Source organism: Rhizobium sp. UFLA01-1127, assembly GCF_059803845.1.
On the sequence record NZ_JAUQTZ010000055.1, the window covers coordinates 25,884 to 36,894 of the forward strand.

Sequence of the window (11,011 nt, forward strand, 5' to 3'; positions counted from 1 at the left end):
CAGCGGCCTCCCGCAGTCGGCCGCCTGCGTAAAGTCGTCAACTGCCTTCGCCGAAGGGCAAGGATGCACCGGGCACGTAGAGCAGGATCGGCCTGATTTCATAAACCGCGGTGGGATTGGCGCGGCGCAGTTCACGCGCCGCATCGACCGCGCCTTCGATCGTCGGAAAATCGACCACGTAGAAGCCGAGCAATTGCTCCTTGCTTTCGGCAAAGGGGCCGTCGATGACCACTCCCGCGCCCGGGCCTCGCAAAGTAACGGCATTCTGGGTCGATCCCAGGCGCGCGGCCGGCCCCAGCGACTTCCGTGCGACCAAGCGGTCGTTGATTTCCAAAAGCTCCGTCATGAGCGCGGCATCTTCCTCCTCGCTCCAGGATTCGACGATATCTTCCTCATGATAGGCCAGAATAGCGTAGTACATGGCTTCCCCCTTGAGACATATGCCTGAGCGCTGGGGAGTTAAGCAGACCTATCAGGATCCAGGAACCCCCGGATTTGCACTCGACTGCGGACCTCTCAATTCCGCATGCTTGCCTTCATCGATCGGCGATGGCATTGGCTTGCGGTGACCTGCTCAGACAATCAACGGAGGCGCCGATGGCCAAGATGATTCATTCGATGATCCGCGTACTCGACGAGGCGCGCTCGGTCGATTTCTATAAAAAGGCTTTCGGACTGGAGATTGCCGACCGCATCGCCTTCGAAACCTTCACGCTGATCTATCTCAGCAACGCCGAAACCGGATTCGAATTGGAACTGACCGTCAACCACGGCCGCACCGAACCCTATGCGCTCGGCGACGCCTATGGCCACCTCGCCACCTCCGTTGCGGAATTGAGAGATGAACATGCGCGCATGACCTCGCTCGGGCTCAATCCCGGCAAGATCGTCGAACTCAATCGCGATGGGAAGCTCTTTGCGCTCTTCTTCTTCGTCACCGACCCCGATGGCTATAAGATCGAGGTGGTGCAAAGGCACGGTCGGTTTCTATAGTCCGCACAAACAAAAGCCCCACGCCGGCGGGGCTTGTAAGGCCGGATCTGCCGGCGCACTCACATCCAATAGGGCGGCACGCCGAAATAGTCATGGCTCTTGTGACCATGATCCTTATGGTCGTGCTCGTCCTTGCTGGCGAAGCGGCGCGCCTTCTCAACGTCGTTCTTGGTCATGCCGACGCGGTAGCCGTCAATTCGGGCGTCGTAGCGCAGCTTTTCCCACGGCAGCCGGTAGTGATCCTGACCGATGCCGAAAAAGCCGCCGAAACTCAGAATGACGAAAGCGATGCGTCCATCGCTTTTTTCAAGCATCAGCCTCTCGATATGACCAATCTGCTTGCCGTCCGAACCGAATACCTTCGAGCCCTCGACGCGGTCGCAGGCAACCAGCATCGACATGTCCTTGATATAAAGGTCACGGCCGTGGATATCGGCACTCTCTTTATACATATGCGCACCTCCTTTTGGATACGCGTACATAAGCTTGGAGCGTCCGATCTGCTCGCGAAGGCAGCACGATGCTCCGATGGGTTTTCGCCCACGGCCCATTAACGCCCTGTTGCAAGAAAAGTTCCAGCATTTTTTTCAAAACTGTAAAAAAACGTGAGCATATGGGATTTATTGACGTTTACGTTAAGGTTAGTATAGCTTCTCACAGACTCGGGTAATTTAGTTGAGAGCAACGGCCATAGCGATGTGAAAAGCGGGAGACTTTTTGATCGTGCGGTGACACTTTGCATAACCGCCGCTCAAAACGGCGCGGTGTGGTGATGATGCGTAAAGGAGGAAGTGCGCATGAATTCAGTCTCCGCTCCTTCGGATAGCCCGCGGGTCAAGAAAATATGGCTTGCGTCCTATCCGGATATCGTGCCGGCCGAATTGCCGCCGCTGGAGCATGCATCACTCGCCGAATTGCTGGAGGAGAGCTGCGCGCGCTATGCCGACAGGCTTGCCTTCACCAGCATGGGCAAATCCATTACCTATCGCGATCTCGACATCCAGACGCGCAAGATTGCCGCCTGGCTTCAAAGCCTTGGCCTTCAAAGAGGCGATCGCGTCGCCGTCATGATGCCGAACGTGCTGCAGAACCCTGTCACCACCTATGGCATACTTCGCGCCGGCCTTGTCGTCGTCAACGTCAATCCGCTCTATACGCCCCGCGAACTCGAGCACCAGCTGCGCGATTGCGGCGCCAAGGCGATCTTCGTTCTTGAAAACTTCGCCCATACGGTAGAGCAGGTTCTGGCGCATACGGACGTTCGCCATGTCGTCGTCACGGCGCTCGGCGATATGCTCGGCGCCAAGGGCCACATCGTCAACTTCATCGTTCGCAAGGTGAAGAAGCTGGTGCCCGCGTGGTCGATCCCCGGCCATCGCAATTTCAAGAACGTCATCGCCGAAGGAGCGCGCCTGCCGCTGAAGCCCACCGAGCTTAGCGGCAGCGACATCGCCTTCCTGCAATATACCGGCGGCACGACCGGCGTTGCCAAGGGTGCCATCCTCACCCATGCCAACCTGCTCGCCAACCAGCTGCAGCTGCTGCTCTGGCTGCAGTCCGCCTATATCAACAAGCCGCGCCCCGAGCAGCTGACCTTTGTCTGCGCGCTGCCGCTCTACCATATCTTCGCGCTGACGGTGAATTCGCTGATGGGCATGTCGCTCGGCGGCCATAACGTGCTTATCGCCAACCCTCGCGATATACCCGCCTTCATCAAGGAACTCGGCAAATACAAGTTCGACATGTTCCCCGGCCTGAATACGCTGTTCAACGCGCTGATGAACAATCCGGAGTTTGCCAAGCTCGATCTCTCCAACACGGCAACGCTCGCGGGCGGCATGGCGGTGCAGCGGCCGGTCGCCGAGCGCTGGCGGAAGATGACGGGCGCCTGGATCACGGAAGGCTACGGCCTTTCAGAGACTTCTCCGGTCGCAAGCGCCAACCGCTTCGACAGCTCCGAATTCTCCGGAACGATAGGCCTGCCGATCACGGGTACCGATTTCGATATTCGTGACGAGAACGGCAACTCCCTGCCGATCGGCGAGGTCGGCGAAATCTGCATCCGCGGGCCGCAGGTCATGGCAGGCTACTGGAAGCAGCCGGCCGAAACCGCGCGCGTCATGACAGCGGATGGTTTCTTCCGCAGCGGCGACATGGGCTTCATGGACGAGCGCGGCTACACCAAGATCGTCGACCGCAAGAAGGACATGATCCTCGTCTCGGGCTTCAACGTCTATCCGAACGAGATCGAGGAAGTCGCCGCCATGCATCCGGGCGTTCTGGAAGCGGCTGCGATCGGCGTTCCCGATCCGCATTCCGGCGAAGCGGTAAAGCTCTTCATCGTCAAGAAGGATCCGGCCCTGACGGAAGCCGACTTGAAGGCCCATTGCGCTGTAAACCTGACCAACTACAAGCGCCCGCGCTTCATCGAATTCCGCTCCGAACTGCCGAAATCGAACGTCGGCAAAATCCTGCGCAAGGAGTTGCGCGGCTGACATAATTCCATGTCATTCAAGGGGCCGCTCGTCTTGATCCGCGAGCGGCCTTTTTTCGTTTTGGGCGATAGGTGAACTTGATTTGCGCCCTACATAGGGAATAGTTTCCGCGACCAACTCAGAGTGCCCTGCCCTCCCCCGACGGCAAGCGGCGCGAACCGCAAGGAGTCCTCCATGAACGCCCTCGTCGATCAACTGAAGAGCACTGCATCGGCAACGAAGGCCGCCGATATTCGCGCCGCCTTCGCAGCCGATTCCAAACGCTTTTCCCGGTTTAGCGCCTCGTTCGACGACCTGCTGATGGATTACTCCAAGACGGCTGTCAACGACGACATTCTCGCTCTTCTCGAGAAGCTCGCGGCCGAAGGCGGCATTGCGGCCAAGCGCGAGGAAATGTTCTCGGGCGTCGCCATCAACTTCACCGAAAACCGCGCCGTACTGCACACCGCGCTGCGCAACCGTTCCAACAAGCCGGTGCTTGTCGACGGCAAGGACGTCATGCCTGACGTCAACGCCGTTCTGGCCGCGATGGGCAAATTCGCCGACGGCATCCGCTCCGGCGCGCTGAAGGGTTCGACGGGCAAGGCGATCACCGACGTCATCAACATTGGCATCGGTGGCTCCGATCTCGGCCCGGTCATGGCGACGCTGGCGCTGGCGCCTTTCCATGACGGCCCGCGCTCGCATTTCATTTCCAACATCGACGGCGCCCATATCGCCGATATCCTGAAGCTCGTTAAGCCGGAAACGACGCTCTTCATCGTCGCCTCGAAGACCTTCACGACGATCGAAACGATGACCAACGCGCAGACGGCGCGCAAGTTCATTGCCGATGCCCTTGGCGAAGCTGCCGTGCAGCATCACTTCGCCGCCGTGTCGACGGCGCTCGACAAGGTCGCCGCCTTCGGCATCGACAGCGAGCGCGTCTTCGGCTTCTGGGATTGGGTCGGCGGCCGCTACTCGATCTGGTCGGCGATCGGCCTGCCGCTGATGATCGCGATCGGCCCGGAGAACTTCGACAAGTTCCTCGACGGCGCGCATGCGATGGACAACCATTTCCGCCAGGCGCCCTTCAAGGAAAACCTGCCGATGCTGCTCGGCCTCATCGGCTTCTATCATCGCAACGTGCTGGGCTACCCGACGCGCGCGATCCTGCCCTATGACCAGCGCCTGTCGCGCTTCCCGGCCTATCTGCAGCAGCTCGACATGGAATCGAACGGCAAGGGCGTCACCATCGACGGCACGCCGGTCGAAGGCAATTCCGGTCCGGTCGTGTGGGGCGAACCCGGCACGAACGGCCAGCACGCCTTCTACCAGCTCATCCATCAGGGTACGAGCATCATCCCGGCCGAATTCATGATCGCCGCCAACGGCTTCGAGCCGAACCTGCGCCACCAACACCAGCTTCTGATGGCCAATTGCCTGGCGCAGTCCGAAGCTCTGATGAAGGGCCGCACCTTCGAGGAAGCGAAGGCGCAGCTCACCTCCAAGGGCATGGACGACAAAAAGGCCGATTTCATCGCGCCGCACCGCGTCTTCACCGGCAACCGTCCGTCGATCACCTTCGTCTACGACAAGCTGACGCCTTATGCGCTCGGCCGCCTGATCGCGCTCTACGAACACCGCGTCTTCGTCGAAGGCGTGCTGTTCCGCATCAACTCCTTCGACCAATGGGGTGTCGAGCTCGGCAAGGAACTGGCAACCGGCCTGCTGCCCGTCATCGAAGGCAAGGAAAGCGCTGCCGGCCACGATTCCTCGACGCAAGGCCTAGTGGCTGCGCTGGCAAGCCGCGCGAAGTAAAGCGTTCATCCACCTCCCCCTCGAGGAGAGGGTTTAAGCGTTGCGCGATCTCATCGCATCAGTGCCACAAGCTACCAATCTCCCCCACCTGGGGGAGATGTCCCGAAAGGGATAAAGGGGGGTACAGCCCCTCCAAGTCCTCAAGATCAATGAAAGCCTAAAGCCCGATCTCACTTGCCCAGGGCGGATTTGCCCCAGCGCGCGACACGGTCACGGCCGCAGCCTTTGCCCCCAAAGCAAGCGCATCCTGCAGCGCTTTCTCGTTGAGCGAAGCCACCTGCGCCTTGGTCAGCAGATTGTTCATCTTCAGCGATGCCAGGATGCCGGCGTCGAACGTATCGCCGGCGCCGACTGTATCGACCACCGTGACGCGCTCGCTCGGAACCGAAACCTTCAACGACTTGGTATAGCCGGTTGCGCCTTGCGCACCCTTGGTGACGACGACGAGCTTTGCGCCTTCGCCCAGCCAATGCGCAGCGAGTTCATCGTGATTGCCGGCAATGCCGAACCACTCCAGATCCTCATCCGAGAACTTCAGGATATCGGACATGGCGACCATCCGGTTCAGACGGGCCATGTGCGCGGCCTTGTCCTTGATGAAGCCCGGACGGATGTTCGGATCGAGGGAGATCACGCGGCTCTGATGCTCGCGCTTCATCAGCGCCTCATAGGTCGCGCCGCAAGGGTTGGGGATCAGGCTGATCGCACCAAAATGCAGAGCTTCGCAATCATCGCCGAGCGTCGGCAGATCGGCCTCGGTGATCATGCGGCCGGCCGTGCCTTCGTCGTAAAAGGCGTAAGTCGCCTGTCCGTTGATGAGCTTGACGAAAGCGATCGTGCTCGGACGGGGCGTGATGGCGCAATAGCTATAGTCGACTTTGGAGGCGGACAGCGTTTCGCGCAGGATTTCGCCCATCATGTCATCGGCGATGCCGGTGAAGAAGCCCGTGGGGACGCCGAGACGGCCAAGCGCTATCGCAGTGTTGAAGATCGCACCGCCGGCATAAGGCGCAAAGCCCTTTTCGCCCAGCGTCGTCTCACGCGGCAGCATGTCGATCAAAGCTTCGCCACAGCATAGTATCATTCCGGCCTCCCAAAGAGTGCGTCTGTCTTATCCAGTCTCATAAATCGATTAGATAAATTCACGGCAAAAGCAAAGCGTCAGTTTGTTGGCAGCTCCGAAATGCCGCCATTCCGGCCGGACCAGGGGAGCGGCGCGTTGAGGAAGGCTTCGACTTCCTCAAGCGTGTTGCCGTCAAAGAGCTTCTGCTCCTTGGCGACGGCAAGCACTTCGCGCCAGGTGGCAATGTGGTGCAGGCGGACCTTTCCGTTGGCAAAGCGTTCCACCGCCTCGGGGAAGATGCCGTAGTAAAACAGCGCCATGCCGTGATCGACGATACCACCAGCCGCGCGGATCGCATCGATGAAGGTAAACATGCTGCCGCCGGCGGTCGTCAGATCCTCGATGACGAGCACGCGGGCGCCGTCGCGCATATCGCCTTCGATCTGCGCATTGCGGCCATGGCCCTTCGGCTGCTTGCGGACGTAAATCATCGGCAGGTTCAGGCGCTCGGCCAGGAAGGCGGCGAAGGGAATGCCCGCCGTCTCGCCGCCGGCAACGCAATCGAACTGTTCGAAGCCGGCATTGCGCACGATGATGCTTGCGGCGAAATCCATGACCGTCGAGCGGATGCGCGGATAGGAGATCAGCTTGCGGCAATCGATATAGACCGGGCTCGCCATGCCGGAGGCCAGCTTGTAGGGCTTGTCGGCATTGAAGTGGACCGCCTTGATTTCCCAAAGCATCCTGGCCACCAGCTCAGCCATGACGGCGCGATCGGTAAATGTCATCTGGGTCATGCGGAGGCCTCCTTCGCAGCGCTAACGTTCCAGCGGCAATAGCAGCAAGCGGCCCGAGTTTCCAGACGCATAGGAGCTTTTACGGATATCCCCTCCGCCGCGGTCTGCAGAGGCGGCCGGAAGCAATCAGCGCAGTTCTCCGAGATCGGCAGGGAGCATAGTCTTGAACAAGGCGATCACCTTGTCGCCCTCTTCTCTTTTGATAGAAATTGCATAGCGAACGGCAGCCGCGACCAGCTGCATGGTTAGCCGGGCGATCCTTGCCAGCTCGGAATGGTCCCGCTCCGGCCACAGGCGGACGAAGACGGAGAGAAATGCCTGTGAATGCCATTCCATGTCCTCGGCATCGATCTGCTGCAGCAGCTTGTCGGCATGGGTGGCGTGCCAAATGTCGCGCATGACTGGCTCCTCGAGAAACATCGCATAGTAGCCATCGACAATGCGGCCAAGGGCGGCCCGAAGCTCATCGGCGCTCTTTACCGCTACCAGCTCGTCCTCGACGCATTGACGGCCCTGCTCGTTATAGCGTTCGGCCAGTACGCGGATGATCGCCGTCTTGTCAGGAAAATATTGGTAGAGCGAGCCGAAGGAGACGCCGGCTTTCTCGACGATCTCGCCCATGCGCAGCGCATCGCTGCCATTCCTCGCAATCAATTCGGATGCCACTGAAAGGAGCAGATCCACGCGCTCGCGGCCGCGTTGCTGGCTGGGTATGCGCCGCGGCGTGCCGGCCTCGTCCTTGCTGCGCCTGCGTCTTGCGATCGGTTCCTGCGTCATGTCGTTTCCTGTCCGTGACTGTTGACAAGAAATATAAGAGAGTTTATCACATTTCGCAAATGAGAGAGTTTATCACATTTTACGCCGGAGGAGCTTGAAATGCAGATATCGACCATTGCCGTCATCGCTGAGCCGAGAATATCGGCAGAGGGCTCGCGCAACGCTCCTGTCACGAGCGGCGTCAGCCGGATCCTCGGCAGACACGCCAAAGACTTTTCCGACCATGCCCGTGAAACCGCAGCGACGGGCATCTGGAGTGCCTAGCCATGACCTTTCCGATCACGAATATCGCCATCGTCGCCGCCGCACTCAGCAGCGGCCTTCTTGCCGGCGTCTATTTCGCCTTCTCGACCTTCGTCATGCAGTCCCTCGCCCGTCTTCCGGTCGATCAAGGGATCGCCGCCATGCAGTCGATCAACGTCACGATCGTGCGTTCGCCATTCATCGTCGTGTTTATGCTGGCGGCTGCCCTGTCGGTTTTCGTCGCCGGCATGGCTATCATCTATTGGCGAGGCAGCGTCAGCGTGATGATGCTGGCGGGCGCTGCTCTCTATATCGTCGCCAGCTTCCTCTCGACCATCGTGTTCAACGTTCCGCTGAATGACGCGCTCGACAAGGTCGATGGCCACGCAGCGGAAGCAGCGCAGCTATGGACGGCCTATCTCGGCGATTGGATGCGGTGGAACCATGTACGCACGGTGGCGTCGCTTCTTGCCGCATGCGCTTTCGTTCGGGCTCTCCTTTAACCGGTCAAAGGAAGCTGCAGGGGTTTTCGGCGAATGATCCGCTCTAAATCAAAGAAGTAGAGCATGGGGTCCTCCGGGATCCCCTGACACTTTTCGGCACTACGCTTCTAGACGGCGTGCAGATAGGCCGCAACCTCGACACGGTTGCGGCCATTTCGCTTGGCCTCATAGAGCGCCTTGTCCGCGGCGCGAAGAACGTCATCGAAACCAAGTCCTTTGACCGTGCCGGTGGCCACGCCGGCGCTGACGGTGCAGGTGAGAGATTTGCCATCAATGACGATCGACCGCGCCGCAAATGCATCGCGCACCCGCTCGGCGACCTGCTCCGCGCGGCCCGGGAGTGTGTTGTCTAAAACGAGAGCGAACTCTTCGCCTCCAAGTCGGGCTACGGTATCCGGAGAGCGCAGTTCGAAGGAGAGCTCCTGGCCGAACAGCCTGAGCACGAGATCGCCGGCGGCGTGGCCATGCTGATCGTTGATCGCCTTGAAGCGATCGATGTCGAAGATGATGACGGCCATCGACGGACCGAAGGAGCGGTGGCCGTAGAGATCGAACAGTGCGCGGCGGTTGAGCAGCCCGGTCAGGGCGTCGGTGATCGCCTCCTGACGATGAAGTGCCGCCTGGCGCCATTGATGCAGGGCAAGCGACAGTGCTCCGATCCCGGTCATACCGGCAATGCAGACGGCAAGGCTGACATCTTCAGCCCAGTTGTCGGGCGCATGACCGAGCACGAGCTTGCCATCGGCGATCAACACGGCCGCGCAGAGCGCGAAGGAGATGGATGTCAGCGTGTAAAGCGCCGTAATGCCGTAGAGCGGGGTCGGCGCCTCGCGGCGGCTTATCCAGTACTCGCGCGCCGTCAGGAGCAGCAGCAGGCAGATGACGATATTGTCGCCCATGAATGCCAGCCCGTCATAGCCGGCAAGCATCGGCCCGGCCGACACGGCAATGCCGCCGAGGCATCCAAACAGGAACCGAGCCTTGGAAAGCCGACGCGTGCGGAACTGATGGCCGGCTACCCAGATCGTTGCGAAGCCGATAAAGAACAGGACGAAAGTCAAAATGGCAAACATCGGCCGGGGATGGTCGACATAGGAGCCATAGATGAAAATTCCGCCGACAATAGGCACAAGACCGGCAGAGCAGGTCAAGAGAAAGGTGTCGGGCCGACGGGAGAACCAACTTCCGACCAAGGTTACGGCGAGGCATGAAGCGGAAACGCCGAGAGCCAAAAGGAGGGAGTTGTAGTCAACCAGCATCACGCTCTTTCAACGGTTTCGCTCTTACCGCAGGGGATCGCTCGACACGCTAGGCCTGAAGGGGTATCAAATTAGTTACAGCAAATAATAAAGAAAATGTATTTCAATAAAATATACGCTCCATATTGCGGCAAATACCAATATTACGCCGCAATACAGTCTTTATATTTATTATTGATTATATAATAAATATAAAATTAAAGCTCGACGTCCCAGTGCAATGGGAACATCGGATTGAAGACGGTGACCGGACCGGCGCCCGTTTCGATCTTGGCCGGGAAGGTCACGGCATTCGGCCGGCGTACCAGCGTGATGCTGTCCTCATTGACAGGCAGCCCGTACCAGGCCGGGCCATTCAGAGAGGCAAAAGCCTCAAGCTTATCCAATGCACCGTCCTGCTCGAAGACATGGGCAAGGCAGCTCATGGTGTTGATCGAGGTGTAAATGCCGGCGCAGCCGCAGGCGCATTCCTTCAGCGGATCGACATGCGGCGCCGAATCCGTGCCGAGGAAGAACTTGGCGCCGCCGCTCGTTGCTGCCGAGCGTAGCGCCAGGCGATGGCTCTCGCGCTTTGCGACCGGCAGGCAGTAATAATGCGGGCGAATGCCGCCGACGAGGATCGCATTGCGGTTGATGATGAGGTGATGCGTCGTGATCGAGCCGGCGAGATTGGCCTTTGCCGATTTGATGTAGTTCACGCCGTCCGACGTGGTCACATGCTCCATCGTGACCTTCAGTTCCGGCAGGCGCTGGCGCAGCGGATCGAGCACGGTTTCAATGAAGACCGCCTCACGATCGAAAATATCGACGTCCGGCGTCGTGACCTCGCCATGAACGCAAAGCGGCAGGCCGATCTTCGCCATGCGCTCCAGCACGGGCATTGCCTTGTTCAGATCGCGTACGCCGCCATGCGAGTTGGTCGTCGCACCTGCGGGGTAGAGCTTGACGGCGGTGATAAGGCCGCTCTTCTTGCCCTCTTCGACATCGTCGGGGCTGGTATGCTCGGTGAGATAGAGTGTCATCAGCGGCTGGAAACGATCGCCCGCCGGCAATGCCTTCAAAATGCGCTCGCGATAGGCCG

Annotated in this window: 12 protein-coding genes; 5 read left to right on the top strand and 7 right to left on the bottom strand. The window is 59.6% G+C overall.

The genetic code is table 11. The features are described 5' to 3' along the window. Nucleotides 1–37 precede the first annotated feature (37 nt). Nucleotides 38–421 carry a YciI family protein gene (locus Q4Q11_RS15770; protein WP_113213939.1) on the bottom strand — a complete coding sequence of 128 codons (384 nt, stop codon included), beginning with the start codon at nucleotides 419–421 and terminating at the stop codon, nucleotides 38–40. Between the two features lie 176 nt (nucleotides 422–597). Between Q4Q11_RS15770 and Q4Q11_RS15775 the strand changes: the two genes are divergently transcribed. Next, a complete protein-coding gene (locus tag Q4Q11_RS15775; RefSeq protein WP_113337049.1) occupies nucleotides 598–993 on the top strand; it encodes a VOC family protein in 396 nt (131 codons plus the stop codon). A gap of 59 nt (nucleotides 994–1,052) precedes the next feature. On the opposite strand, the gene Q4Q11_RS15780 is transcribed toward Q4Q11_RS15775, so the two are convergent. Then, the gene (locus Q4Q11_RS15780; RefSeq protein ID WP_112506426.1) at nucleotides 1,053–1,445 is read right to left on the bottom strand and encodes a PRC-barrel domain-containing protein; all 393 of its coding nucleotides are present in this window, start codon (nucleotides 1,443–1,445) and stop codon (nucleotides 1,053–1,055) included. A 345-nt stretch (nucleotides 1,446–1,790) separates the two neighbouring features. On the opposite strand from Q4Q11_RS15780, the gene Q4Q11_RS15785 reads away from it, so the two are divergent. After that, on the top strand, nucleotides 1,791–3,488 hold the full coding sequence (locus Q4Q11_RS15785) for a long-chain fatty acid--CoA ligase (protein WP_498570068.1): 1,698 nt from the start codon (nucleotides 1,791–1,793) through the stop codon (nucleotides 3,486–3,488). A gap of 174 nt (nucleotides 3,489–3,662) precedes the next feature. Further along, complete coding sequence (pgi, locus tag Q4Q11_RS15790) at nucleotides 3,663–5,288, top strand: glucose-6-phosphate isomerase (protein WP_498570069.1); 1,626 nt, start codon at nucleotides 3,663–3,665, stop codon at nucleotides 5,286–5,288. Nucleotides 5,289–5,445: 157 nt separating this feature from the next. On the opposite strand, the gene Q4Q11_RS15795 is transcribed toward pgi, so the two are convergent. From Q4Q11_RS15795 to Q4Q11_RS15805, 3 genes are all read right to left on the bottom strand, one after another. Continuing rightward, the gene (locus Q4Q11_RS15795) at nucleotides 5,446–6,372 is read right to left on the bottom strand and encodes a carbohydrate kinase family protein (RefSeq protein WP_498570070.1); all 927 of its coding nucleotides are present in this window, start codon (nucleotides 6,370–6,372) and stop codon (nucleotides 5,446–5,448) included. Between the two features lie 77 nt (nucleotides 6,373–6,449). Beyond that, entirely contained in the window at nucleotides 6,450–7,148 is a 699-nt protein-coding gene (locus tag Q4Q11_RS15800) for an orotate phosphoribosyltransferase (RefSeq protein ID WP_113213942.1), read from the bottom strand. 126 nt (nucleotides 7,149–7,274) lie between these two features. Continuing rightward, on the bottom strand, nucleotides 7,275–7,925 hold the full coding sequence (locus Q4Q11_RS15805) for a TetR/AcrR family transcriptional regulator (RefSeq protein ID WP_498570071.1): 651 nt from the start codon (nucleotides 7,923–7,925) through the stop codon (nucleotides 7,275–7,277). Between the two features lie 99 nt (nucleotides 7,926–8,024). Here Q4Q11_RS15805 and Q4Q11_RS15810 point away from each other — a divergent pair, with 99 nt between their 5' ends. Beyond that, nucleotides 8,025–8,189 carry a hypothetical protein gene (locus Q4Q11_RS15810; RefSeq protein WP_498570072.1) on the top strand — a complete coding sequence of 55 codons (165 nt, stop codon included), beginning with the start codon at nucleotides 8,025–8,027 and terminating at the stop codon, nucleotides 8,187–8,189. 2 nt (nucleotides 8,190–8,191) lie between these two features. Then, nucleotides 8,192–8,671: an anthrone oxygenase family protein gene (locus Q4Q11_RS15815; RefSeq protein ID WP_112506411.1), complete on the top strand. Its 480-nt coding sequence runs from the start codon at nucleotides 8,192–8,194 to the stop codon at nucleotides 8,669–8,671. A 107-nt stretch (nucleotides 8,672–8,778) separates the two neighbouring features. On the opposite strand, the gene Q4Q11_RS15820 is transcribed toward Q4Q11_RS15815, so the two are convergent. Together Q4Q11_RS15820 and pyrC are read right to left on the bottom strand one after the other, a co-directional pair. Continuing rightward, a complete protein-coding gene (locus Q4Q11_RS15820) occupies nucleotides 8,779–9,930 on the bottom strand; it encodes a GGDEF domain-containing protein (RefSeq protein WP_112506409.1) in 1,152 nt (383 codons plus the stop codon). Nucleotides 9,931–10,127: 197 nt separating this feature from the next. Further along, nucleotides 10,128–11,011, bottom strand: an 884-nt coding sequence (gene pyrC / locus Q4Q11_RS15825) for a dihydroorotase (RefSeq protein WP_498570073.1), incomplete at its 5' end; no start/stop codon positions are given.